General features: G+C 75.7%; 22 protein-coding genes. 9 read left to right on the top strand and 13 right to left on the bottom strand.

Annotation, left to right across the window (positions count from 1 at the left end; all coding sequences use genetic code 11):
• Positions 1-120: 120 nt before the first annotated feature.
• The 6 genes from LY71_RS21840 to dnaN all read right to left on the bottom strand — a co-directional run bounded on the left by LY71_RS21840 (position 121) and on the right by dnaN (position 6,832).
• Complete coding sequence (locus LY71_RS21840) at positions 121-1,890, bottom strand: ABC transporter ATP-binding protein (protein WP_211297480.1); 1,770 nt, start codon at positions 1,888-1,890, stop codon at positions 121-123.
• 14 nt (positions 1,891-1,904) lie between these two features.
• Positions 1,905-2,774: a hypothetical protein gene (locus LY71_RS21835; protein WP_106281766.1), complete on the bottom strand. Its 870-nt coding sequence runs from the start codon at positions 2,772-2,774 to the stop codon at positions 1,905-1,907.
• A 13-nt stretch (positions 2,775-2,787) separates the two neighbouring features.
• A complete protein-coding gene (locus LY71_RS21830; protein ID WP_106281764.1) occupies positions 2,788-3,288 on the bottom strand; it encodes a DciA family protein in 501 nt (166 codons plus the stop codon).
• The gene (recF, locus tag LY71_RS21825) at positions 3,281-4,435 is read right to left on the bottom strand and encodes a DNA replication/repair protein RecF (protein WP_245888219.1); all 1,155 of its coding nucleotides are present in this window, start codon (positions 4,433-4,435) and stop codon (positions 3,281-3,283) included. Before recF ends, LY71_RS21830 begins: the two co-directional genes overlap by 8 nt.
• A gap of 72 nt (positions 4,436-4,507) precedes the next feature.
• Positions 4,508-5,440 carry a phosphogluconate dehydrogenase (NAD(+)-dependent, decarboxylating) gene (gene gnd, locus LY71_RS21820; RefSeq protein WP_106281759.1) on the bottom strand — a complete coding sequence of 311 codons (933 nt, stop codon included), beginning with the start codon at positions 5,438-5,440 and terminating at the stop codon, positions 4,508-4,510.
• Between the two features lie 180 nt (positions 5,441-5,620).
• Positions 5,621-6,832 carry a DNA polymerase III subunit beta gene (dnaN, locus tag LY71_RS21815; RefSeq protein ID WP_245888217.1) on the bottom strand — a complete coding sequence of 404 codons (1,212 nt, stop codon included), beginning with the start codon at positions 6,830-6,832 and terminating at the stop codon, positions 5,621-5,623.
• 831 nt (positions 6,833-7,663) lie between these two features.
• On the opposite strand from dnaN, the gene LY71_RS23630 reads away from it, so the two are divergent.
• Positions 7,664-8,602, top strand: coding sequence for a DMT family transporter (locus LY71_RS23630; protein ID WP_170121438.1), 939 nt, complete (start codon positions 7,664-7,666; stop codon positions 8,600-8,602).
• A 37-nt stretch (positions 8,603-8,639) separates the two neighbouring features.
• On the opposite strand, the gene dnaA is transcribed toward LY71_RS23630, so the two are convergent.
• On the bottom strand, positions 8,640-10,478 hold the full coding sequence (dnaA, locus tag LY71_RS21805) for a chromosomal replication initiator protein DnaA (RefSeq protein ID WP_106281754.1): 1,839 nt from the start codon (positions 10,476-10,478) through the stop codon (positions 8,640-8,642).
• 600 nt (positions 10,479-11,078) lie between these two features.
• Between dnaA and rpmH the strand changes: the two genes are divergently transcribed.
• From rpmH to LY71_RS21765, 8 genes are all read left to right on the top strand, one after another.
• Positions 11,079-11,216, top strand: coding sequence for a 50S ribosomal protein L34 (gene rpmH / locus LY71_RS21800; protein WP_040338882.1), 138 nt, complete (start codon positions 11,079-11,081; stop codon positions 11,214-11,216).
• A complete protein-coding gene (gene rnpA, locus LY71_RS21795) occupies positions 11,155-11,613 on the top strand; it encodes a ribonuclease P protein component (RefSeq protein WP_342748033.1) in 459 nt (152 codons plus the stop codon). Before rpmH ends, rnpA begins: the two co-directional genes overlap by 62 nt.
• The gene (yidD, locus tag LY71_RS21790) at positions 11,610-12,029 is read left to right on the top strand and encodes a membrane protein insertion efficiency factor YidD (protein ID WP_170121437.1); all 420 of its coding nucleotides are present in this window, start codon (positions 11,610-11,612) and stop codon (positions 12,027-12,029) included. The genes rnpA and yidD overlap by 4 nt, the downstream gene beginning before the upstream one ends.
• The gene (gene yidC / locus LY71_RS21785) at positions 12,022-13,218 is read left to right on the top strand and encodes a membrane protein insertase YidC (RefSeq protein ID WP_211297479.1); all 1,197 of its coding nucleotides are present in this window, start codon (positions 12,022-12,024) and stop codon (positions 13,216-13,218) included. The genes yidD and yidC overlap by 8 nt, the downstream gene beginning before the upstream one ends.
• A 114-nt stretch (positions 13,219-13,332) precedes the next feature.
• On the top strand, positions 13,333-14,016 hold the full coding sequence (locus LY71_RS21780) for a Jag family protein (protein ID WP_245888215.1): 684 nt from the start codon (positions 13,333-13,335) through the stop codon (positions 14,014-14,016).
• The gene (gene rsmG / locus LY71_RS21775; RefSeq protein WP_106281747.1) at positions 14,013-14,675 is read left to right on the top strand and encodes a 16S rRNA (guanine(527)-N(7))-methyltransferase RsmG; all 663 of its coding nucleotides are present in this window, start codon (positions 14,013-14,015) and stop codon (positions 14,673-14,675) included. Before LY71_RS21780 ends, rsmG begins: the two co-directional genes overlap by 4 nt.
• Before the next feature lie 84 nt (positions 14,676-14,759).
• Complete coding sequence (locus LY71_RS21770) at positions 14,760-15,896, top strand: ParA family protein (protein WP_106281745.1); 1,137 nt, start codon at positions 14,760-14,762, stop codon at positions 15,894-15,896.
• Entirely contained in the window at positions 15,893-16,969 is a 1,077-nt protein-coding gene (locus LY71_RS21765) for a ParB/RepB/Spo0J family partition protein (protein WP_106281742.1), read from the top strand. Before LY71_RS21770 ends, LY71_RS21765 begins: the two co-directional genes overlap by 4 nt.
• Positions 16,970-17,029: 60 nt before the next feature.
• On the opposite strand, the gene LY71_RS21760 is transcribed toward LY71_RS21765, so the two are convergent.
• The 6 genes from LY71_RS21760 to LY71_RS21735 form a co-directional block, all read right to left on the bottom strand.
• Entirely contained in the window at positions 17,030-18,025 is a 996-nt protein-coding gene (locus tag LY71_RS21760; protein ID WP_106281740.1) for a D-alanine--D-alanine ligase family protein, read from the bottom strand.
• Positions 18,022-19,371: an aminotransferase-like domain-containing protein gene (locus LY71_RS21755; protein WP_106281738.1), complete on the bottom strand. Its 1,350-nt coding sequence runs from the start codon at positions 19,369-19,371 to the stop codon at positions 18,022-18,024. The genes LY71_RS21760 and LY71_RS21755 overlap by 4 nt, the downstream gene beginning before the upstream one ends.
• Before the next feature lie 317 nt (positions 19,372-19,688).
• Positions 19,689-20,861, bottom strand: coding sequence for an N-acetylmuramoyl-L-alanine amidase (locus LY71_RS21750; RefSeq protein ID WP_245888213.1), 1,173 nt, complete (start codon positions 20,859-20,861; stop codon positions 19,689-19,691).
• A 94-nt stretch (positions 20,862-20,955) separates the two neighbouring features.
• A complete protein-coding gene (gene trxA, locus LY71_RS21745) occupies positions 20,956-21,282 on the bottom strand; it encodes a thioredoxin (protein WP_106281734.1) in 327 nt (108 codons plus the stop codon).
• Between the two features lie 148 nt (positions 21,283-21,430).
• A complete protein-coding gene (gene trxB / locus LY71_RS21740) occupies positions 21,431-22,441 on the bottom strand; it encodes a thioredoxin-disulfide reductase (RefSeq protein WP_245888211.1) in 1,011 nt (336 codons plus the stop codon).
• Positions 22,442-22,541: 100 nt separating this feature from the next.
• The gene (locus LY71_RS21735) at positions 22,542-24,158 is read right to left on the bottom strand and encodes a protein kinase family protein (protein WP_106281732.1); all 1,617 of its coding nucleotides are present in this window, start codon (positions 24,156-24,158) and stop codon (positions 22,542-22,544) included.
• Between the last annotated feature and the right edge of the window lie 31 nt (positions 24,159-24,189).

The following is a 24,189-nucleotide window of genomic DNA, read 5'->3' as shown; positions in this document are numbered from 1 at the left end:
CGGCCCACCGGCGCCGTCCGACCGGACCGCGGCGCGTCCACTCCACCGCAGCGCGTCCCACCTGACCGCCCACCGTCGGGTCGGACGCTCGACGATCAGGTCACCTGATCGTCGCCCGCCTCACACCAGCAGCTGGGCGGTGGCGAGCTCGCGGTAGAGGGGGCTGGTCTCGACCAGCTCGTCGTGGGTGCCGCGGGCGACCACCCGGCCGGCGTCGAGGACGACGATCTGGTCGCTGTCGAGCACGGTGGACAGCCGGTGGGCGACGACGAGCAGCGCCCGGTCGGCGGCCGCGGCGGCCAGCGTCTCGCGCAGCAGGCCCTCGTTGCGGGCGTCGAGGCTGGCGGTGGGCTCGTCGAGCAGCAGCAGCGCCGGGCGGGCCAGCAGCGAGCGGGCGATGGCCAGCCGCTGCCGCTCACCGCCCGACAGCAGCACGCCCTCGTCGCCGACCGGCACGTCCAGCCCCCGCGGCGAGCGCTGCACCACCCCGGTCAGCCCCACGTCGGCCAGCACCGCCCACAGCTCGTCGTCGGCGGCGTGCGGCGCGGCCAGCAGCAGGTTCTCCCGCACCGTGCCGGCCAGCACCGGCGCCTCCTGCTCGACGTAACCCAGCTGCGCGCGCAGCGCCGCCCGCGGCAGCTCCCGGACGTCGGTGCCGGCCCACCGGATCGCGCCACCGCTGAGCGGGTAGAAGCCCTCGACCAGCGCCAGCACCGTCGACTTGCCCGCCCCCGACGGACCCACCAGCGCCACCCGGCTCCCGGCCGGCACGGTGAAGGAGACGCCGCGCAGCACCTCCGTGCCGTCGGGGTAACCGAAGGAGACGTCGTCGAGCTCGAGCAGCGGCACGCCGGGCGCCGCCGTCCGGGGCGCCGCCGTCGCCCCGCCCACCTCGGCCACCTCCGCGCGCTCGGGCTCGAGGCCGAGGACCTCCTGGATGCGGGCCAGCGCGCCGAGCCCGGTCTGCAGCTGGGTCCACGCCCCGATGGCCTGGCCCAGCGGCATGACCAGCAGGAACAGGTAGAGGATGAACGCCACCAGGTCGGCGACGGCGATCGAGCCGGTGGCCACCCGGTAGCCGCCCAGCCCGAGGACGGCGAGGAACGCCCCCTGGACGGCGACCATGCCGGCCGGCTGCACCAGCGCCTCCACCCGGGCGACCGAGACGCCGGCCCGGTAGGCCCGTACGGCGCTGTCGCCCACGCCGGCCACCTCCCGCGCCGTCGCGCCGCTGGCCCGGATGGTGCGCACCGCCGACAGCGCCCGCTCGACGGCCGCCGTCATCGCCCCGACCTCCTCCTGGGCCCGCTGCGACAGCCGCCGCACCCGCCGGCTGGAGGCCACCACCACGGCCAGGCCGACCGCGACCGAGGTCACCGTGACCAGCAGCAGCCAGACGTCGACCAGCGCCATGGCCACCAGCGCGCCCACCGCGACCACCACCGAGCCGGCCACCTCGACCACCCCGGAGGTGACCGTGGCGCGCAGCAGCGTGGTGTCGGCGCCGACCCGGGACATCAGGTCGCCGGTGCGCCGGCGGTCGTACTCGGCCACCGGCAGCCGCAGCAGCCGGTCGGCCAGCGTCCGGCGGGTGGTGAGGACGACGCCCTCCCCGGTGCGCTGCAGCAGGTAGGACTGCACCGCGGTGAGCACGGCCCCTGCGACGAGGACCAGCACGAGCGCGGCGACGGCGGGCAGCAGCGGCCGGCCCGCGCCCACCGCCGAGATGACCCGGCCGGTCAGCACCGGCTGGGCCAGGGCCGCGGCCGCACCCACCAGCGACAGCCCGGCGGCCAGCAGCAGCGGCCGCCGGTGCGGGCGGACCAGCGGCAGCAGCTCGCGCAGCCCCGCGGCCGGCGCGGGCGCGGGGGCCTCGGCGGGGACGGTCACGCCCGCCTCCCTGCTCAGGCCGCGCCGGCGAGGGCGGCGACCATCGCGGTGAGCAGCCGGGCGTGGTGCTCGAGCAGCTCGGGCCGGTGCCCGTCGGGCCGCACGGCGGCGAGGTGGCCGGCGGCGGTCCAGAACTCGTCGCCGTCGTCGGTGCCCAGGAGCAGGCCGCGCACCCCGGGGTCCGCGACCAGCCGGCGCACCGCCTCGCCGTCCTCGGCAGCGAGCAGCACCCAGCGGGCGTCGAAGGTCTCGTCGCCGCTGGGCACCGGCACCAGCCCGCCGGTGCGGTGCCGCCAGAACCGGGCGGGCGAGAGCCGCAGGCCCGGCAGCGGCAGCAGCACCGGCGCCGCGGTGACCGCCCACTGCGGCACGGTGCGCCGCTTGTCGACGAACACGACGTCGAAGGCGACCAGGTCCAGCGCCCCGGCGCGGCCCCGCATCACCCCGGCGGCGCGGTGCTCCTTGGCGGTGCGCACCGGTGCGCCGGCCACCAGCTCGGCGAGGACGGCGTCCTCCGGCGCGGTGCCGTCGGTGACGGTCCAGCCGTGCTGCAGCGCCCAGCCCTGCGCACCCACCGTGTCGCCCCGGTACTGGAACACCTGCTCGGCGAGCGACGGCGTCCGCGGCCGGCCACCCCAGGCCACGACCGGTCCGGTCGCCGCGGGCGGCTGCTCCTCGGGACGGCGCTGGGGCTCGGCCGGCGGCAGGTCCCAGCCCGGCGGCTGCCAGGCGCCCGCCCCGCTGCCGCCGTCCCCCGGCGCGGGGGCGCGGTCGCCCTTGCCCAGGTGCACCGGCTCGGACCCGCCGTCGCCGGGGCGGTCGTCGCGTCGGTCAGCGTGCGGGTCGTCGTGCGGGGCGTCGTCGCGGTCGTGCGGGCTGCTCATCGGGGCACCGTCCTCATCCGTACGTGTCGCGGGGCCCCCGCCCGCGGACCGACCGCGGGCCCTTCTTCCAGCTGGGGGCCGTCGGTCCGACAACGCGCAGCCGGGTCACGACGTCCCCGCCCACCTGCGCGCGCAGCCGGGCCAGGATGGTCGGGGCCAGCAGGCGCAGCTGGGTGGCCCACGCGGTGGACTCGGCGACGACGAGCAGCTCGCCCTCGGTGAGCGTCTCGGGGCGGCAGTGCGCGGCGATGTCCGGGCCGACGAGCGCCGACCAGCGGCCGAACACCGCGCCGACCCGGGTCTGCTCGGTCCAGTCCTGCGTGCTGACCAGCGAGTCGACCAGGCGGGCCAGGGGCTGCGGGTCGTCGTCGCCGGGTCGCGGCCCGGTCCACGTCCGGCGGGGCCCGGCAACCCGCCGGCGCGTGGGTGCGGGGCGGGCCGCCGAGGCCGCGCGGGCCGCCTCGAGCGCGGCGCGGGCGATGTCGCTGGGCCGGGCCGGCCGGTCCTCAGCCACCGGGCACCGTCTCCACCAGCGTCGCCGTCCCCCCGGAGACCTCCACGCGGGCTCCCCTCAGCTCCTCGGGCACGTCGTCGAGGACGGCGGCGGTGATGAGCGTCTGCTCGGCCGACCGGGCGACCTCGGTGAGCGCGGCCCGCCGCCCGGCGTCGAGGGTGGCGAACACGTCGTCCAGGACGAGGATCGGCTCCTCGCCGTCGGCGCGCCGCAGGGCGAAGCAGCCGAGCTTGAGCGCCAGCGCCAGCGACCAGGACTCGCCGTGGCTGGCGAAGCCCTTGGCCGGTGCCGGACCCAGGTGCAGCACCAGGTCGTCGCGGTGCGGGCCGACCAGCGTCACGCCGCGGTCGACCTCGTCGCGGCGGCGCTCGGCCACCCGCTCGCGCAGCGCCGCCGACAGCTCGGTGGCCGGCGGCGTCGCCGTCCCCCCGGTCAGCGGCGTCCCGTTCCCGGCCAGGGGCACGCTGCTGACGTAGCCCAGGCCGGCGGGTGCCCCGCCCGGTCCGGCGACGGCGGCGTAGGCGCGCGCCACGTGTGGGGCGAGGTCGGCGACCAGCGCCAGCCGGGCGGCGAGCAGCTGGCCGCCGAGCTCGACCAGGTGGGTGTCCCACACGTCGAGGGTGGCCAGCGCGTCGCCGCGCGCCATCCGGGCGGTCTTGAGCAGCGCGTTGCGCTGCTTGAGCACCCGCTCGTAGTCGCTGCGCACCCCCGCGAGCCGCGGGGTGCGGCTGATCAGCAGGTCGTCGAGGAACCGGCGCCGCTCGGCGGGGTCGCCGCGCACCAGCGCGAGGTCCTCGGGCGCGAACAGCACGCTGGTGACCAGGCCGAGCAGCTCCCGGGGACGCGGCAGCGCGGCCCGGTTGACCCGCACCCGGTTCGCCCGCCCCGGGTTGACCTCCACCTCGACGAGCAGCTCGCGGTCCTCCCGGCGCAGCGCCGCGCGGACGACGGCCTGCGCGGCCCCGTGCCGCACCAGCGGGGCGTCCCCGGACACCCGGTGGCTGCCCATCGTCGCGAGGTAGCCGACCGCCTCGACGAGGTTGGTCTTGCCCTCGCCGTTGCGGCCGACGACCACCGTCGGGCCGGGGCGCAGCGCCAGGTCGACCTTCGCCCAGTTGCGGAAGTCGACGAGCTGCAGGTGTCGCACGTACACCTCAGGCCCGGCCCGCCGGCGAGCCGGTGGAACGGCTGCCCTCCGGGGGCCCAGGGGGGTCCTCCCTCACGCCGGGCGCTCGACCTCCTGGGCCTTCACGGCGTGCACCGCGTGCCCGCCGAACTGGTTGCGCAGCGCCGCGACCGCCTTCATGGTCGGCGAGTCCTCCTGGCGCGAGGAGAAGCGGGCGAACAGCGACGCGGCGATGGCCGGCATCGGGACGGCGTGGTCGATGGCCTCCATGACCGTCCACCGGCCCTCCCCGGAGTCCTCGGCGTAGCCGGAGATCTTCTCCAGCTCCGGGTCCTCCTGCAACGCGCGGACCAGCAGGTCCAGCAGCCAGGAGCGGATGACCGTGCCCTGGGTCCAGGAGGCGATCACGCCGGGCACGTCCTCGATGAGGTCCTTGGCGGCCAGCAGCTCGTAGCCCTCGCCGTAGGCCTGCATGAGCGCGTACTCGATGCCGTTGTGGACCATCTTCGCGTAGTGGCCGGCGCCGACCGGCCCGGCGTGCACGAAGCCCGCGCCCGGCATGGCCTCGCCCGAGGCGTCCTCCGGCGACGGCGGCCGCAGCGCGTCGAACACCGGCTGCACCTTGGCGACGTCGTCGGCCGAGCCGCCGACCATCAGCGCGTAGCCGTTCTCCAGGCCCCACACGCCGCCGGAGACCCCGGCGTCGACGTAGCCGACGCCCTTCTCCCCCAGCACCTGCGCGTGCACCTGGTCGTCGGTGAACTTCGAGTTGCCGCCGTCGACGACGACGTCGCCGGGCTCGAGCAGCTCGCCGAGGTCGCGGACGGTCTGCCGCGTCGGCTCACCGGCCGGGACCATCACCCACACCACGCGCGGTGCCGACAGCGCGCCCACCAGCGCCTCGAGGCTCTCGACGTCCCGCTTGCCGGGCGAGCGGTCGTAGCCGACCACCTCGTGACCGGCGCGGCGCAGCCGCTCGGCCATGTTGCCGCCCATCTTGCCCAGCCCGATCAGCCCCAGCTGCACGGTCTCGTCCTCTCGTCACGCGTCGTCGTCGCAGGCGGGCGCACGCACCGCTGCGGGTGCCCGGGGTGTGCCGTGCCCGCCCCGGCTGCCCGGGACACCTCTCACGCGGCCCTCCTCGGTGGCCACCTCTCAGGGGCCCGCGCCGAGCCTGCGAGGCGTGGGGGGAGAGGTGGTCCTTCCTCAGCCGGGCAGCCGCACCGGCATGATCAGGTAGCGGTAGCTGCCCGGCCGGTCGGCGGGGGCCTGCGCGCCGTCCGCGTCGTCGGCCGCCGGCTCCTCCACCCCCGAGAGGACGGCGGGCTTGAGCGGGCTGGTGAAGTCCATCCGCGCCCGGCTCGTGTGCACCGCGGCCAGCCCGTCGAGCAGGAAGGTCGGGTTGAAGCCGATGGTCAGCGGGTCGCCGTCGAACTCGACGTCGCAGCGCTCCTCGGCCTGCCCCTCGTCGTCGCTGCCGCCGGCGCGCAGCGTGACCTGGCCGGGGGTGAACTCGCAGCGCAGCGGGGTGCCGCGCTCGGCGACCAGGGCGACGCGCTTGGCGGCGTCGGTGAACTGCACGACCGGCAGCGTCGCGTTCGCGCTGGAGTCGCTGGGCATGATCGCCCGGTACTTGACGAACTCGGCGTCGAGCAGCCGGGTGGTGGTCTGCCGGTCCTTGCCCGACAGGCCCAGGATGCCCTCGCCCGAGCCGCCCGCGGACAGCGAGACGACGATCTCCGGGCCGCTGGTCAGCGTGCGGGCGGCGTCGGCGAGCGTCCGGGCGGGCACCAGGACGGCGGCCGACAGCCCCGGCGTCTCCGGGCGCCAGGCGAACTCGCGCACCGCCAGGCGGTAGCGGTCGGTGGCCGCCAGGGTCACCCGGTCGTCGTCGATCTCCAGCCGGACGCCGGTGAGCATCGGGAGGGTGTCGTCCCGGCCCGCGGCGACGGCGACCTGGCCGACCGCTTCGGCGAAGACGTCGCTGTCGACCACCCCGGCCGACGAGGGCATCGACGGCAGCGAGGGGTAGTCCTCGACCGGCAGGGTCGGCAGGCTGAACCGCGCGTTGCCACAGGTGATCGACAGACGGGGGCCCTCGGCGCGGACGTCCACCGGCTGCGGGGGCAGCGCCCGGGTGATCTCGGCGAGCAGCCGGCCGGGGACGAGCGTGCGGCCGCTCTCGCTGGCCTGCACGTCGACCTCCGCGCGCGCGGAGACCTCGTAGTCGAAGCCGGAGACCGACAGCTGGCTGCCGTCGACCTCGAGCAGGATGCCGGCGAGCACCGGCACCGACGGGCGCGGCGGCAGGCTGCGCGCCGTCCACGCGACGGCATCGGCGAGCACCTCGCGTGTCACCCGGAACTCCATGACCGACCCACCCCAGCTCTGCACGGTCCACTGCTGTCGTCTGCGCACCTGCGCTCCCCGGGTGTCCGTGCAGCCCGGGGACGGTGCGCTGTGCGTCCTGTGCGGTTCATCGTGCCCGTCGGGGCGGGCACGGGGGAACCCGGGACCCGATCAGGTGTCCCGCTGTCCGCTCCAGGCCCTCCAGCCAGCGCTTCCCCACCCCTACTGGGGTTCGAGAAAACTCCGATCTCTCTCCCTCATCTCCGTCATCACCGGTGTGGAAGCTGGGGATCGGACCCCTTCGTGCAGGTCAGCGCGGAAGTCGACATGTTGGCTCGCTGTGGGGAACCGACCTCCTCCTGTTGTCGACACGTGGACATCTCGACGGGTGTGCACACCGACCGCCCGCAGTCCACGTGCTGTCCCCCGCTCCCCCACCTCCGATCCCCAGTCCGTGCCCAGGTCGCCGTCCGGCCGCCGTCCGGTTCCCGTGGACGAGGCCGCCGCGACGGTGGACGGCGACCCCGTGGCGGGGTGAACGTGCAGGTCGGCGCCGTCGCGTGACGCTCCGTGCACACCTGGGGAGTGGCCTGGGGACGGAACCGCGGGCGACGGCCGCCGCGGGTCCCGCGGTCTCACCCGGGTCACGATCTCCCCAGGGTGTGCACATCCCTGGGGACAACTCGGCGACCTGTCGACAGCGGCGGGGCGCCCGACCGGCCCGGATGCCTGCGAGGACGCGGTCCTCGGGGGCGTCCCCACCCGCGCCCGGTTGTGGACAGCCCGCGAGACGGCCCGGTCCGGGGAGTGGACGGCGGGACCTGCCGGGGGCCGGGGTGGGCGTCGATCCGGACCCGACCGGTCCGCTGGTACCGCCGGCGGGCAGGGACAGTGGGTCGGGTGACCGGTGCCTGGACCTCCAGTGACCTGCTGGCGACCGTCTGGGCGGCTCGACCGCACCTGCCGCGCGGGGTGGGTGACCACCTGCCGGGCACGCTGCTGGCGCTGCTCGCGGCACTGCTGCTCGGCCTCGGCTCGGTGCTGCAGCACGAGGGGGCGGTGCGGGCCGCGCCCGACGGCCGGTTGCAGATGCGACTCATGGTCCGCGAGCGCGTCTGGCAGGTCGGGCAGGTGGTCACGGTCGCCGGCGCCGGAGCGCAGGTCGCCGCGCTCGCCCTCGCTCCGGTGGCGATCGTGCAGCCGCTGCTCGCCGGGGCACTCGTGGCAGCCCTGGCCGTGCGCACCCTCCGCACCGGCCACCCGCCGACCCGCGCGGAGTCGTTCCCCGCGCTGCTCACCGTCGGCGGGCTCGCGGTGTTCGTGGTGGCCGCCCACCCGGGTCCGGCGGCACCGGACGGGCCACCGCCCGGCTGGGCGACCGTCGCCGCCCTCGGGACGATCGTCCTCGCCGTCGCGCTCACCGCCCGGCTCGGCGCCGGCAGGGGCGCCGCGCTCGCCTGCGGTGTCACCGGCGGCCTGGCCGCCGGCGTGGCGGCGGTGCTGATCTCGGCCGGCTTCAGCGTGCTGGACACCGCCGGGCCGGCCGCCGCACTCGGTCGACCCGAGCTGTGGGGAGCCGCCGTCGCCGCGGTCGTCTCCCAGGTCGGCGCCCAGCAGGCCTACGGCCGCGGGTCGCTGAGCTGGTCGCTGCCCGCGCTCGCGGTCCTCGACCCGCTGTCCGCGGTGCCGGCGGCCCGGCTGCTGCTCGGCGAGCGCCTCGAACCCGGGTACGCCGCGGTCTGGGGGACCGCCGCGCTGGTCGCCGTCCTCGGCATCGTGCTGCTCGCCCGCACCGAGGGCAGACCCCCGCAGCCTCCGGCACCGGCCACCGCGACCTGAGCCGCGGGCCGGGGTGTCGTCCGGGAGGACGACGGCGTCACTGCCGCGCGCGGCTCTTGATGCGGGCGGTCAGCTCGGTGACCTGCGTGTAGGTCGCCCGCCGCTCGCTCATCAGGTTGGTGATCTTCTTGACGGCGTGCATGACCGTGGTGTGGTCCTTGCCGCCGAAGGAGGCGCCGATCCGCGGCAGGGACAGCTCGGTGAGCTCCCGGCACAGGTACATGGCGATCTGGCGGGCGTTGACCAGCGTGCGGCTGCGGTTGGCGCCCTGCAGCTCCTCCATCGTCACGGAGAAGTACTCCGCGGTGGCCGCCATGATGATCGCCGCGGTGATCTGCGGGCCCTGCTCGTCGCTGATGAGGTCCTTGAGCACCAGCTCGGCCAGCGGCAGGTCCACCTGCTGCTTGTTCAGCGACGCGAACGCGGTGACCCGGATCAGCGCGCCCTCGAGCTCGCGAATGTTGGTCTGCACCTTGCTGGCGATGAACTCCAGCACCGGGTCGGGCGCCTGCAGCCGCTCGCCGTAGGCCTTCTTCCGCAGGATGGCGATGCGGGTCTCCAGGTCCGGCGCCTGGACGTCGGTGATCAGGCCCCACTCGAACCGCGTGCGCAGCCGGTCCTCCAGCGTCGTCAGCTTCTTCGGCGCCCGGTCGGAGGTGATGACGATCTGCTTGCTGGCGTTGTGCAGCGTGTTGAAGGTGTGGAAGAACTCCTCCTGCGTCCGCTCGGCGCGCTCCAGGAACTGGATGTCGTCGATGAGCAGGAAGTCGATGTCGCGATAGCGGCGGCGGAAGTCCTCGGCCCGGCCGGAGTGCACCAGGTTGATGAACTCGTTGGTGAACTCCTCGGTGCTCACGTAGCGCACCCGCACGTTGGGGAACATCCGCGCCGCGTAGTGCCCGATCGCGTGCAGCAGGTGCGTCTTGCCGAGCCCGGAGTCGCCGTAGACGAACAGCGGGTTGTAGGCACGCGCCGGAGCCTCGGCGACGGCGACCGCGGCGGCGTGGGCGAAGCGGTTGCTGTTGCCGATGACGAAGCTGTCGAAGACGTACTTGGGGTTGAGCCCGGGGTCCTGGCCGGCGGGCGCGCGCCGGTCGCCGAACAGCGGGACGGCGCCGCCACCGGTCCGGCCGCCGCCCCGGCGCGGGGCGGGCTCCTCCTCGGGCGCGGGCGGGAGGTCGTCGCCGAGGTCGAAGGGCAGCACCTCGGCGCCCTCGCCCGGGCGCACGCCGCGGCGGCGGCCGGTGCCGCGCCCGCGGCCGGCCGGGCTCCAGTCGGTGGCGCCCCACTCCTCGGCCCCGCCGCGCTCGGCCGCGGGGGCGCCGGCGGCGGGCTGGTCGTAGGGGGTGTCGTAGGACGGGCCGTCGAAGGACGGCGCGTCGTAGGCGGGGGGGTCGTAGGCCGGGGCGTCGTAGGCCGGGGTGTCGTACCCGGGGCCGGGCTCGTAGCCGCTGCCGGCGCCGGCGGGCCGGTCCAGCGGGCGCGCGTCGCTGCGGACGCCGAACGCGCTGCGGCCGTCGTCGGCCCGCTCGCGCTCCTCGTCGGAGGGCAGGTCGGCGGCCGGCGTCCACGGCCGGCGGGTGGGCTGCGCCGGTGCCGTCGCCGCGGTGCCGGCGGGGACGTCCTCGAGCTGGATGGCGACACCGATGTCGCGGCCGAGCTGCTCGGACAGCGCCTCGGCCAGCACCCGGCGCATGCGCGACTCGAGCACGGTCTGGGTGAACTCGTTCGGGGCGGCCAGCACCGCGGTGCCGCCCACCAGGCCCACCGGCCGGGTGAGGTTGAGCATCGCGTTCTGCTGACGGGTCAGGCTGGTCGCCAGCCGTTCGCGGACCGAGTCCCAGACCTCCGCCAGGTCGACCGTGGCATCGGCCATGACCGTGTCCTCCCCAAGCTGTGTCGTCCCCGTGTCCGGCCCGGCGTCCCGCGCCGCAGCTGTCCCCTTGTGGACATCCGGACACAGGTGTTCCACACGAGTGTCCACAGGCTGTGCACGACCGGCGACACGGCGCCTTGTCGACCTGGGGATGTCAGGCCGTGACGGCGTCGTCGCTGGTCGGGAGGGAGGTCGGAGACGGCTCGAGGCGGACGGCGGTCGGTCGACCGGGTGGTCGGCTCCCGGGTGCGGGCGGAGTTGCCCGGACCGGAGCGACGGCGACGCTAACAGCCCCGTCCACAGCCCGGCAACGACGCCCGGGTGCCCGTGGGACGCCCGGTGCGCGTGTCGGTCGGCGTGTCGTCGCCCTCCCGTCGGCGCGCCGACACCGCGTGTCCGCCGGGCGGCGAGAGCCTGTCCGGTCGACGCCGCGGCGGGAGGACCCCAGGCCGGCCCGGGAGGCCGTCCCGGGGGGCGCGGTCCTCGGGTTATGCTTGGCGGAGTCCGTGGACCGGCCCGGGCACAGCCCTGCCGCCGGTCCGCGCGCGTGCCTGCCCACCGGCCGGCCGCACCGCCGACGTCCCGCCGTAGGAGTACCCCGTGAGCAAGCGCACCTTCCAGCCGAACAACCGCCGCCGGTCCAAGACCCACGGCTTCCGGCTGCGGATGCGCACCCGTGCGGGCCGCGCGATCCTCGCCGGTCGCCGCCGCAAGGGTCGCGAGAAGCTCTCCGCCTGAGGTGCTGCCCGCGCAGGCCCGCCTGCGCCGGCGTCCGGAGTTCACCGCGGTCGTCCGGTCGGGCCGGCGTGCCGGTCGGCCGACCATGGTCCTCCACTACCTCCCCGTCCGACCCCCGGCCTCTCCGGCCGGGGGTCCTGGCGTGCCCGGGGAGGCCCCGGACGGTCCGCGGGCGGGTTTCGTCGTCGGCAGGACCGTCGGCAACTCCGTGGTGCGCCACCGCGTGACCCGGCGGCTGCGTGCCGCCGTCCGCGAGGAGCTGCCCCGGCTGCCCGCGACCGCCGACCTGGTGGTCCGCGCGCGCCCCGAGGCCGGGACGGCGACCTCCGCCGAGCTGCGCCGCGACCTCGCCGCCGGCCTGGACCGGGTGCTGGCCGAGCGGACGCGCTCCTCGTGACCGCCGAGCCCGCGCCGCCCGGCCCGGCCCGCCGCCGCGGGGCGGTCGCCCGTGCCCTGCTGGGCGCCATCGGCTTCTACTCCCGCGCCGTCAGCCCGGCGCTGCCGCCGCGCTGCCGCTTCGCGCCGACCTGCAGCGCCTACGCCGCCGAGGCGGTGGCGGTGCACGGTGCCGCCCGCGGCTCGTGGCTGGCACTGCGGCGGCTGCTGAAGTGCGCGCCCTGGCACCCCGGCGGCTTCGACCCGGTGCCGGCGGCGCGCGCCGGGCGGGCGACGGCCGGAACCGGCGGGGCCGGTCGTCCGTCGAGGACAGCGGCACCTCCCGGGGTGCCCGCCGCCGACGGCGCCCGTCGTCCCGCCCCCGACACCCCACCGGCTCAGCGCCGGTCCCCGCAGCAGGAGGCTGGCGTTGCTTGACTGGCTGTACACCGCGATCGCCTTCGTCATGAAGACGTGGCACGGGGTGTTCTCGACGTTCCTGCCCCCCGAGGGCGGCATCACCTGGGCGCTGTCGATCGTCTTCCTGGTGGTCACCGTCCGGCTGATCCTCTTCCCCCTGTTCGTCAAGCAGGTGAAGAGCCAGCGGGCGATGCAGGAGATCCAGCCGGAGATCCAGAAGCTGCGCAAGCAGTACGGCGCCGACCGGCAGGGCTTCAGCCAGGCGATGATGGCGCTGCAGAAGGAGCGCGGGGTCAACCCGCTGGCCGGCTGCCTGCCGATCGTCCCGCAGATCCCGGTCTTCCTGTCGCTGTTCCACGTCCTGCGCCGGCTGCGGCCGGGCGCCCCCGGCCTCTACAGCTGGGACGACACCCTCACCGACCAGGCGGCCAAGGCCGAGCTGTTCGGCGCGCCCATCTCCTCGTCGTTCAACATGACCGGCCAGAAGGCCGTCGACATCCTGGCGCTGCCCGGTGTCAGCTCGGCCGGCATCCGCACCGTCGCGCTGATCCTCATGGTGATCATGTGCGTGACCACCTTCATCACGCAGAAGCAGATCATGCGGCGCTCCGGCCCGGTCGAGGGCCAGGCCGCGATGGTGCAGAAGCTGCTGCTCTACGGCATGCCGGTCAGCCTGTTCGTCACCGGCTTCTTCTTCCCGATCGGCGTCCTCCTGTACTGGATGACCAACAACCTGTGGACGCTGGGCCAGCAGTTCTTCATCCTGCGCAAGCTGCCCCCGCCCGGCTCCCCCGCCGCGCTGGCCAAGGCCGCGGCCGACAAGCCCCCCGTCGACCCCCGGACCCTCGCCCCCAAGCCCGGCGCCAAGCCGGTGCGCACCAGGGGCGGCCGCCCCGCGACGACCGGGGTGGACCTGGGCAAGGACGGCGACCGCGACGCCGAGACGCCCGCCCCCGGCGTGACGCTGTCCCAGGACGCCGCCCCGGCCGGTCCCGACGACGCGCCGCCGGCCTCCGCCGGGACCGACGGCACCGCGGGTGCCACCGGCACCGGCGGCAACGGGACCGGCGGCAACGGGACCGGCAGCACCGCGTCCGGCGCCTCCCCCGGCCGCGCCGGCGGGGGCGGCAAGAGCGGCTCCCGGCCGGCCAACCGCGCGCCGCACGGGCGCCCCGCGGGCACCGGCGGGAAGCGCAAGCGCCGCTGACCCCGCGGCGGCCCGACGTGGCCGCCCCCCCGCCGGGCCGTGCGCCTCCCACCGCGCCCGGCACCCCAGACCACCGGGTCCACCCGGCTGCCCCCACCGACTGGAGGTCCCTCCGTGAGCGCTCCGCACCAGCCGCCCGCCGACACCGCCGCGACCGCCGAGGCGACCGCCGGCGCCGTCCTGAGCCCCGCGCCGGCCACTCCGCCGGACGGGCCCACCGACCTGCCCGACCGCGACGACGCCGGCGCCGACGCGCTCGTCGAGCCGGCCGACGAGGTCGACCTCGACTCCGACACCGACACCGCGGACACCGGGACCGGTGCCCGGACGACCGGCACCGACCTGCTCGTCCGCGAGGGCGACGTCGCCGGTGACTACCTCGAGCGGCTGCTCGACATCCTCGACGTGGACGGCGACATCGACCTCGACGTCGAGGGCGACCGCGCCTCCGTGGCCATCGTCGGCGGCGATCTGCGGGACCTGGTCGGGTCCGACGGCTCGGTGCTGGAGGCCCTGCAGGAGCTGACCCGCCTGGCCGTGGCGCAGTCCACCGGCGTGCGCAGCCGGCTGATGCTCGACATCGGCGGCTACCGGGCCAAGCGCCGCGCCGACCTCACCTCGCTGGCCGCGGAGGCCGCGCAGCGGGTGGCGAGCAGCCGGCAGGCCGAGCGCCTGGTGCCGATGAACCCGTTCGAGCGCAAGGTCGTCCACGACGTCATCGCCGGGGTCTCCGGGGTGCACAGCGAGTCGGAGGGCGAGGAGCCGAACCGGCGCGTCGTGGTCCTGCCGGATCGGTGACCGAGCCCGCTGCTCCCCAGGCCGGGGCGCCGCCGGTGCCCGACGTCGCCCGCTCGGTGTTCGGCGACGCGCTGCCCGCCGCCGAGCGCTACGTCGCCCGGCTGGCGGGTGACGGTGTGACGCGTGGGCTCATCGGGCCGCGTGAGGTCCCACGGCTGTGGGAACGCCACGTCCTCAACAGCGCGGCGGTGGCCGAGGCGGTGCCCGAGGGTGCCCGGGTGGTCGACGTCGGCAGCGGCGCCGGCCTGCCCGGCGTCCCCCTGGCGCTGGCCCGGCCCGACGTGGAGCTCACCCTGGTCGAGCCGATGGCCCGCCGGGTGGAGTTCCTCGAGGAGGTCGTCGCCGAGCTCGGCGTGCCGTGGCGGGTGGTCCGCGGCCGCGCCGAGGAGCGGGCGGTGGTCCGGACGGTCGGCCCGGTGGACGTGGTGACCGCCCGGGCGGTCGCCGCGCTGCCCCGCCTGGTCGGCTGGTGCCGCGGCCTGCTGCGGCCCGGCGCGCAGCTCGTGGCGCTCGTCGGCGCCCGCGCCCTGGAGGAGCTGCCGGCGCTGCTCCCCGAGCTGGAACGCGCGGGGATGCGGAACGTGCACCCCCGGGCTGTCGGCGCGGGGCTGGGGGAGGCTGCCACTACCGTGGTGGTCATGACCCGTGGGTCGCGGTGAGCCGGCGGCGCGCCGTTCCACGTGGAACCCCGCACAGCTACCCGACCCGTTCCACGTGAAACGGGTCGGCGAGGAGGACCCGCGATGAGCGACCCGGGCCAGCGGCTGCGCAGCAGCCTCGCGGCCGACACGGCGGCCACCTCCGGCACGGACTTCGACAGCCCCATCGCCATGGAGGCGCTGCGCGCGACGCGGGTGCTGCACGCCGCCGACCAGGAGCCCTTCCCGGCGCCCGGCCGGCTGCGGGTGGTCACCGTCGCCAACCAGAAGGGCGGCGTCGGCAAGACCACCTCCACGGTCAACCTCGGCGTGGCGCTGGCCCTCTACGGCCTGCGGGTGCTGGTCATCGACCTGGACCCGCAGGGCAACACCTCCACGGCCCTCGGTGTCGACCACACGGTGGGGACGCCGTCGATCTACGACGCCCTGGTCGGGGACAGCTCGCTCGCCGACGTCGTCCACCCGACGACGGCCAGCCCGAACCTGCGCTGCGTCCCGGCGACGATCGACCTGGCCGGCGCGGAGATCGAGCTGGTGTCCGTGGTCGCCCGCGAGTACCGGCTGCGCCGCGCCATCGAGGGCTACGTGCAGTCGCTGCCGGAGGACCGGCGGCCGCACTACGTCCTCATCGACTGCCCGCCGTCGCTCGGCCTGCTCACGCTCAACGCGCTGGTGGCCGGTGACGAGGTGCTCATCCCGATCCAGTGCGAGTACTACGCGCTGGAGGGCCTCGGCCAGCTGCTCAACAACATCGAGCTGGTGCGCGCGCACCTCAACCCGGGGATCGCCGTCCGCACCATCCTGCTGACGATGTACGACGCGCGGACGAAGCTCGCCGACCAGGTCGCCGAGGAGGTGCGCAGCCACTTCGGGGAGCTGGTGCTGCCCACCGTCATCCCGCGCAACGTGCGGGTGTCGGAGGCGCCGGGCTACGGCCAGTCGGTGCTCACCTACGACCCGGGCTCGCGCGGGTCGACGAGCTACGTCGAGGCGGCCCGCGAGTTCGCCGAGCGGGGCGTGCACCTCACGCCCGAGGTCGACCCGCGGCCGATGAGCCCGCCGCCTCCCCCGCCGCCGGTGACCGCGCCGATGCCCGCCGTCCGTCCCCAGGCGTCGGCCACCGGCTCGCGGGCCGACAGCTCCCTGGCGGGCGCGGCCTTCGCCGGCACCGACGCGGCCGTCCTGCCCGTGCGCACGTCCGTCGACGAGGAGAACCGATGAGCAAGCGTGGCGGTCTCGGCCGGGGCCTGGCGGCGCTCATCCCCACCAGCGCCCCGCCGGTGGAGCAGCCGACCCTGCCCGACGCCGACCGCCCGGTCGTCGCACCCGCGGCCGAGACGGGCGGGACGGGTGGGACGCCGGAGGCGGTTCCGCCGGCGCCGGTCACCGTCCTCCCGCCGGCCGCGCAGGCCGCCGCGGAGGTGGCCCGGCAGCGGGAGGAGGCCGTCGGCGTCCCCGGCGCGCAGCTGCGCGAGGTGTCGGTCGGCGAGGTCGTCCCCAACCCGCGGCAGCCGCGGCAGGTCTTCGACGACGAGGCGCTCGAGGAGCTCACCCACTCGGTGCGCGAGTTCGGTCTGCTGCAGCCGATCGTCGTCCGCGAGCGCAGCGGCGACGACGGGGACGGTGGCGGCTACGAGCTCATCATGGGCGAGCGGCGACTGCGGGCCGCCCGCGCCGCCGGGCTCGAGGTGGTGCCGGCGATCGTCCGGGACACCGAGGACGACGCCCTGCTGCGCGACGCCCTGCTGGAGAACATCCACCGCGTCCAGCTCAACCCGCTGGAGGAGGCCGCGGCCTACCAGCAGCTGCTCGAGGAGTTCGGTGCCACCCACGAGGAGCTGGCGCAGCGGATCGGCCGCAGCCGCTCGCAGGTCACCAACACCATCCGGCTGCTCAAGCTGCCGGTGAAGGTCCAGACCCGGGTGGCCGCCGGCGTGATCACCGCGGGGCACGCCCGGGCGCTGCTCGGCCTCGACGACGCCGAGGCGCAGGACGCGCTCGCCACCCGCATCGTGGCCGAGGGGCTGTCGGTGCGGGCGACCGAGGAGGCGGTGGCGCTGGCCGCGGCCGAGCAGCCGGCGTCGCGTCGCCGGGCGCGCCGGTTCAGTGCGCCGGGTGTGGAGGACCTCGCCGGCCGGCTCTCGGACGTCTTCGAGACGAAGGTGAAGATCCAGATCGGGCGGGCGAAGGGGCGCATCGTTGTCGAGTTCGGCTCGGTCGACGACCTGCAGCGCATCATCGGCCAGATGGCGCCGGACGTCACCGGCCGCCGCGAGGAGTCCGACGGCACCTGAGGACGACAGAGCCCGGGTTCCGTCACGGACGGAACCCGGGCTCTGTGCGTCGGTACGCGGTCAGGCCGAGCCGCGGGCCCGCCGGGTGAGCAGCCGGGACAGGACGTCGCCGAGGTCGTGGCCGGCCGCCTCGACGGCCATGGGGAACATCGACGTCTCGGTCAGCCCCGGGGAGACGTTCACCTCGAGGAAGTGCACCTCGCCGCCGGCGTCGACGATGGCGTCGGTGCGGGAGAGGTCGGCCAGCCCCAGCGCCCGGTGCACCCGCACGGCGAGGTCGGCCGCGCGGGCCGCGACGTCGCCGGGGACCCGGGCCGGCGCGTGGTACTCGGTCAGCCCGGGGGTGTAGCGGGCGGTGTAGTCGAAGACGCCGGACTCCGGGGCGATCTCCACGGCCGGCAGCGCCTCCGGGCCCTCGCCCAGGTCGACCACCGAGACGGCGAGCTCGACCCCGTCGACGAACCGCTCGACCAGCACCGTGTCGCCGTAGGCGAAGCAGCTGACCATCGCGGCGGGCAGGTCCTCGACGCGGCCGACCTTCTGCGCGCCCAGCGCCGAGCCGCCGGACGCCGGCTTGACCATCAGCGGCAGCCCGAGGCGGGCGACGATGAGGTCGAGGACGGCGCCGGCGCCCAGCTCGCGGAACGTGCTGTGCGGGAGCGCCACCCAGTCCGGCGTCGTCAGCCCGGCGCTGCGCACCACCGACTTCGCCGCCGGCTTGTCCCACGCCAGGCGGCAGGCCGCGGCAGGTGAGCCGACGTAGGGGACGCCGGCCAGGTCGAGGACCGCCCGCAGCGCGCCGTCCTCCCCCGTGGCGCCGTGCAGGGCGATGAACACCGCGTCGGCCGGCACGGCGGCCAGGCCGGGCAGCAGCTCGGCGTCGGCGTCGCGCAGCTCGGCGTCCACGCCGACGCGGGCGAGCTCCTCCACCACCTGGGTGCCGGAGGAGAGGCTGACCTCCCGCTCGAAGGTCAGGCCACCGGCCAGGACGACGGCGTGCAGGGGGGCCTCCTCGGACGTGGCGGTCGCTGCCGCGGGTGCGGCGGGCTCGGTCATGCGCGGGGGTCCTCCGACCGGTCGCTGTTCGCCGGGCCGACGATGTTCTCGGCGGTGTGCGTGGGGCCCGGCCGGGCCACGGCGCGGAAGGTCCCGGTGTCGATGGTGTCGAAGGTGCTGTGCAGGTCCAGCTCGGCCTCGACGACGCGGGCCAGCCGGCGCACGCCCTCGCGGATCTGGTCGGGCTCGGGGTAGCAGTAGGACAGCCGCATGTACTCGCGGCCCGACCCGTCGGCGTAGAAGCCGATGCCGGGCACGTAGGCGACGTGCGCGTTCACCGCGCGGGGCTGCATGAGCTTGGCGTCGAGGCCGTGCGGCAGCTTGAGCCACACGTAGAAGCCGCCGTCGGGGCGGGTCCAGGTGGTGCCCGGGGGCATGAGCGCGTCGAGCGACTCGAGCGTCGCGTCGCGCCGCTCGCGGTAGAGCTCGGTGAACAGCTTGATCTGCTCGCGCCAGGGCTGGGTGTCGAGGTAACGGGCGACCGCGTACTGGGTCAGCGACGGCGGGCAGAGCACCTGCGCCTCGGTGGCCAGCACGAGCTTCTCGCGGACGGCGAGCGGCGCGAGCACCCAGCCCACCCGCAGGCCGGGCGAGAAGGTCTTGGAGAACGACCCCAGGTAGATGACCCGCTGGGAGTCGCGGGCCCGCAGCGCGCGCATCGGCTCGCGGTCGAAGCCGAGCAGGCCGTAGGGGTTGTCCTCGATGACGAGCAGGTCGTAGCGGTCGGCGATGTCGACGATCGCCTGGCGGCGCGGCTCGGACAGCGTCACGCCGCCGGGGTTGTGGTAGTTCGGCACCGTGTAGAGGAACTTCACCCGGTCGCCGTTGGCCCGGCACTCCAGCAGCGCCTGCTCCAGCGCCTCGGGGATGAGGCCGTCGTCGTCCATGGGCACGTGCCGGACGCGCGCCTCGGCGGCCTGGAAGACCCCGAGCGCGCCGACGTAGGAGGGCCCCTCGGCGAGGATGACGTCGCCCGGGTCGCAGAAGACGCGGGTGACGAGGTCGAGGCCCTGCTGGGAGCCGACGGTCACCACGACCTCGCTGGGTGAGGCGTCGGTGATGCCCTCGAGTGCCATGACGTCGCAGATGCGCTCGCGCAGGCGGGGGTCGCCCTGGCCGGAGCCGTACTGGAGGGTCTGCGCGCCCATGCCGCTGACCAGCTCGCCGATCATCGAGCCGACGGCGTCGAGCGGGAGGGCGGTGACCGCGGGCATCCCGCCGGCCAGCGAGACGACCTCGGGGCGGCTCACCACGGAGAACAGCGCGCGGATCTCCGAGGTCTTCATCCCGTGCGTGCGGGCTGCGTAGCGGTCGGCCAGGGGGTCCAGCCGCGGGTGACGGGGCACGACGTGGGAGTGCGGGGGCGGGGAGCCGGGCGACGCCGGACCCGGTGGGAGAGAGGCCACCCGTCGAGTGTAGGGAGGGTGGCGGGGGCGGCCGACCGACACGGCGGGTCGAGACGGACCGGTCACACCCCGGACCCCAGCAGCCCCAGGCGTGCGGGGCCTGCGCCGTCCTCCCGCACCGCAGCGCGTCCTCCCGCACCGCAGCGCGTCCTCCCGCACCGCAGCGCGTCCCACCGGACCACAGCGCGTCCCACCCCACCGCCCACCGTCGGGTGGGACGCGCGACGATCAGGTCACCTGATCGTCGCCGCCGTCGCTCAGACGCGGCCGGGGAGGACGAAGGTGCCGGTGGGCGGGTCGGCGTCGGCCGGCAGGAACAGCCGCTGGACGGCGGCCAGGACGGCGGAGGCGACGCTGCTGCGCACCCGCGCGTCGAGCAGCAGCAGCCGGTCGACGGGGTGGGTGAGGTAGCCGCAGTCGAGCCGGACGGCGGGCATGCGGGTCATCCGCAGCAGGTCCCACGTCTTGGGGTGCCCGCCCAGGTCGAGCATCCCGGTGCGGGCGGTGACCTCGCGGCGGACCAGGTCGGCGAACTTCTCCCCCACCGTCGACGACGTCCCGGACCCGGTGCCGTAGTAGTAGCTGGCCACCCCGCGGGCGTGCTCGGAGCCGTGGGCCTCCAGGTGCAGGGAGACGAACAGGTCGGCGCGCGCGTCGTTGGCGAACCCGGTGCGCTCGGCCGGGGTGGGGTCCTGGTGGCGGCCGCGCGTCAGGTAGACCGTGGCGCCGGCGGCGGCCAGCTGGCCCTCGATGCGGCTGGCGAGGTCGAGCACGAGGTCGGCCTCGGTGGTCTCGCCGTGGGTGCAGCCGGGGTCGTCGCCGCCGTGCCCGGGGTCGACGACGATGCGGCGGCCGATCAGGTGCGGACCGCTGTCGACGAACGAGGCGCTCTGCCGCAGCAGCTGCGGGCGGCCGCCGGTGACCTTGCGGCCGAGCTGGCGCAGCGCGCGCAGGGTGGCCGGCCCGCAGGTGCCGTCGGCGGTCAGCCCGTAGTCGCGCTGGAAGGTGCGCAACCCGGTCTCGGTCTCCGGGCCGAAGATGCCGTCGGCGCGGCCGGCGTCGTAGCCGAGCTCGAGCAGCCGCTCCTGCAGGTTGGTGACGTCGTCGCCGCGCACGGGCCGCTCGGGGTCGTGGTGCAGCAGCCGGTCGCCCAGCGACCACCGGGCCTCCGACAGCGCCCGGTAGGTCTCCTCGCCGACGCGGCCGTCGACCGACAGCCCGCGCACCTGCTGGAAGTGCCGGACGGCGAGCTCGGTGGCCCGGTCGTAGACCTCGGCGCCGACGTCGTCCGGGACGCCGTCAGCCGGTGGAAGCAGGCCCAGACTGCGCAGGGCGGCCCGGACGTCGGCCACGGCGGGTCCCCGGCTGCCGGGACCCAGCGTCTGCATGCTGTTCTCGCTACCCATCGTGCCCTCGATTGTCCCGCTCACGACCCCGACCGGCCCGCCGGGGGTCCCCCGACACGCGCCAGGGCCCGCCCGTCCGAGCGGACGGGCGGGCCCTGGCGAGGGGACCGGGGACGACTCAGATGTAGTCGGCGAGGTCGGAGAGGATGGCGCCCTTGGGCTTGGCGCCGATGATGCTCTTCACCGGCTTGCCGCCCTGGAAGACCGTCATCGTCGGGATCGACATGACCTGGTAGTCACGCGCGATCTGCGGGTTCTCGTCGATGTTGAGCTTGGCGATCGTCAGCTTGTCGCCGTGCTCGCGGGCGATCTCCTCCAGGACGGGGGCGACCATCTTGCACGGTCCGCACCACTCCGCCCAGAAGTCGACGAGGACGGGCTTCTCGCTGCCCAGCACCTCGTTGGCGAAGCTGGCGTCGGTGACCGTCACGGTGTTGCCTGCCATGGTCGTTCTCCTCAGGGTCGATCGAGGTCTGCGGGGTGGGGCCTCTGCGGGGGGTAACCCGCGGAGGGGTCGCGCTATGCCCGGTACGGCCCCCCTGCAGGGGCCCGCCGCGAGCGGAGCGAGTGGTGGGGGGCAGGGGGGTCCTTCGTCAGCGCTCGTCGAAGGTCTCGGCCAGCCAGCGCTCGGCGTCGATCGCCGCGGCCGCGCCGGTGCCGGCCGAGGTGATGGCCTGCCGGTAGACGTGGTCGACCACGTCGCCGCAGGCGAACACGCCGTCGAGGTTGGTGCGCGTGGTCGGGTGCTCGACCTGGACGTAGCCCTCGTCGTCGAGCTTGAGCTGCCCGACGAACAGCTCGCTGCGCGGGTCGTGGCCGATGGCGACGAACAGGCCCGAGACCGGGAGCTCCTCGGTGGCGCCGGTGGCGACGTCGGTCAGCTGGACCGCGGAGACGGTGGAGTCGCCGAGGACGTCGGTGACCTGCTTGCCGAGCGCCCAGCGGATCTTCTCGTTGTCCTGCGCGCGCTTCTGCATGATCTTCGAGGCGCGCAGCTCCTCCCGCCGGTGGACGACGGTGACGGTCTTGGCGAAGCGGGTGAGGAAGGTGGCCTCCTCCATCGCCGAGTCACCGCCGCCGACGACGACGATGTCCTGGTCGCGGAAGAAGAAGCCGTCGCAGGTGGCGCAGGCCGAGACGCCGTGGCCGAGCAGGCGCTGCTCGTTGTCCAGGCCGAGGTACCGGTACTTCGAGCCGGTGGCGACGATGACCGCGTGCGCGAGGTGCACCTCGTCGCCGACCTTGACCACCTTGGGGCTGGCGGTCAGGTCGACCTCGGAGACGTCGCGGGCCACCAGCTCGGCGCCGAAGCGCTCGGCCTGGGTGCGCATGTCCATCATCAGCTCGGGGCCCTGGATGCCCTCGGCGAAGCCGGGGAAGTTCTCCACCTCGGTGGTCGTCATCAGGGCGCCGCCGAACTGGGAGCCCTCGAAGACCAGCGGGTGCAGGTTGGCCCGCGCGGCGTAGATCGCCGCGGTGTACCCGGCGGGGCCCGACCCGACGATGATCAGGTCGCGGACGCCGTCGTGCTCGGCCGGCGGGATGGCCGGCGAGGTGATCGCGGTCGTCGTGGCGGGGCCGGGGGTGGGCTGCGAGTCGGTCACGGGCGGCACAACGCCAGATCGTAGGGCCGCATTCCGTGGTCAGGGGCCGGTGGACCCTCGTCGGGCCCCTCCGTGGGGGGTCCTCCCCGGGGGTCCCGGGTCAGGTGGCGGGGGTGACCGCGACCTCGGCCAGGGAGCCCTGGAAGCCGTCGTCGGCGGGCACCAGGCCGGTCACCCACACCAGGACGTACTGCGTCGTCACCGGCTCCTCGAAGGCCAGTTCGCCGGTCCCGTCGACGGTGCCGTCGGCGGCGACGGCGTAGGAGTCGAGGTCGCCGTCGGGCGAGTCGCCGGTGCGCACCTCGACGGTGATGCCCGGCGTGGTGGTGGTCACCGTGACCCCGCCGACCGGCTGCTCGGAGCCGAGGTCGTAGACGACGCCGACGCCGGGCTTGAGGTTGCCGAAGTCGGCCGAACCCCGGTAGGTCAGCGTCGACCACGCCGTGGCCGGGTCGCCGTCGAACGAGGCCGGGACGTCGTCGACGTTCTCCGGCTCGCCGTCCCCGAACGGGTCGAGCACCGTGGCACCGGTGATGGCCGCGGGTGCGGCGTCGGTCGCCGGCGCGGCGGCGGTCTCGGCGGCGGGGCTCGTGGACGGGGCGGGTGCCGCACCGGGCGCCCGGTCGACCTCCTCGCCGGCGACCGACAGCACGCTCGTGCCCACCCAGTACGCCAGCGCGATGACGATCAGCAGCGCCAGCAGCGGGAGCCCGACGACCAGCAGCCGGCGGCGGGTGGCGGAGCCCGCCCGGTCGTCGTGGTCGTCGTCTGCCTCGGCGTCGTCCGCCTCGGCGTCGTGCTCCGGGTCGATGTCGTGCAGGAGGTCGTCGTCCGCCCACCGGCCGCTCGGGACGGGCGGCAGCGTGCCCGGGGAGACGCGCTGCGGCCGCTCGTCGTCCTCCTCGTGCCCGGGCTGCGGCGCGCGGTCGGCCGCCGCGACGCGCTCGGTCTCCCGGTGCTCGCGCAGCCGCCCCAGCCACCCGCTGTCGCTCTCGTCGCCGCCGCGGACCGGACGGGCGCCGGCGCGCGGGCGCTCGGCCAGCAGCGCGGCCATCGCGGCGGCACTGGCCAGCCGGGAGCCCGGCTCGGTGGAGCGCGCCCGGCGCACCAGGGCGGCGAGGTCGGGGGCACCGATGACCGCCGGGGCGCCCGGGGCCCCGGCCGGCCGGCCGGTGAGGCAGAACTCCAGCAGCGCGCCGAGGGCGGAGATGTCCTCCTGCACGCTGCCGGTCGCGGCGGGGACGGCGCGCAGGCCGACCAGGCCGTTGGGCCGCAGCACGACGGTCTCGGGACCCAGCCCGCCGACGGCCAGGCCGACCCGGTGCGCCTCGGCGACGCCCTCGGCCAGCCGGCGCAGGACGGTGCGGGCCTCGCGCTCGCCCATGGGGCCGGCGGTCAGCCGCTCGGCGAGGGTCTGCCCGTCGATCCACTCGTTGACGACGTAGGCGGGGCTGCCCGCCTCCCCGCCGGTGCCCTCGGAGGCGTCGTAGACCATGGCCAGCGCGGGCGTGGCCAGCCCGCCCGCGGTCAGCGCGCGGGCGATCCAGGCGCGGGCCGGCGGGCCGCCGGGCACGTGCACGCGGACGGCGACGTCGCGGTTGAGCACCCGGTCCTTGGCCCGCCAGCTGTGGATGACGCCGGTCTCGGTGCGCTCGACCGGGCCGAGCTCGTCGAGCGGGCGGTAGCGGTCGGGGAGGCCGGTGATCGTGGACGTCATCGACGCGGCCGTCCTCCTTCCGGGTCCGGCG

This window comes from Geodermatophilus tzadiensis (genome assembly GCF_003002915.1).
Lineage (GTDB): Bacteria > Actinomycetota > Actinomycetes > Mycobacteriales > Geodermatophilaceae > Geodermatophilus > Geodermatophilus tzadiensis.
The sequence above is the reverse complement of the archived record's forward strand: the minus strand, read 5'-3'. Positions and strand labels throughout refer to the sequence as shown.

Coding starts and splice junctions, on each gene's coding strand:
- LY71_RS21770 (WP_106281745.1), top strand. CDS start 14,760: ATGAGCGACCCGGGCCAGCGGCTGCGCAGCAGCCTCGCGGCCGACACG.
- dnaA (WP_106281754.1), bottom strand. CDS start 10,478: ATGGCCGATGCCACGGTCGACCTGGCGGAGGTCTGGGACTCGGTCCGC.
- LY71_RS21765 (WP_106281742.1), top strand. CDS start 15,893: ATGAGCAAGCGTGGCGGTCTCGGCCGGGGCCTGGCGGCGCTCATCCCC.
- trxA (WP_106281734.1), bottom strand. CDS start 21,282: ATGGCAGGCAACACCGTGACGGTCACCGACGCCAGCTTCGCCAACGAG.
- LY71_RS21835 (WP_106281766.1), bottom strand. CDS start 2,774: ATGAGCAGCCCGCACGACCGCGACGACGCCCCGCACGACGACCCGCAC.
- LY71_RS21735 (WP_106281732.1), bottom strand. CDS start 24,158: ATGACGTCCACGATCACCGGCCTCCCCGACCGCTACCGCCCGCTCGAC.
- LY71_RS21760 (WP_106281740.1), bottom strand. CDS start 18,025: ATGACCGAGCCCGCCGCACCCGCGGCAGCGACCGCCACGTCCGAGGAG.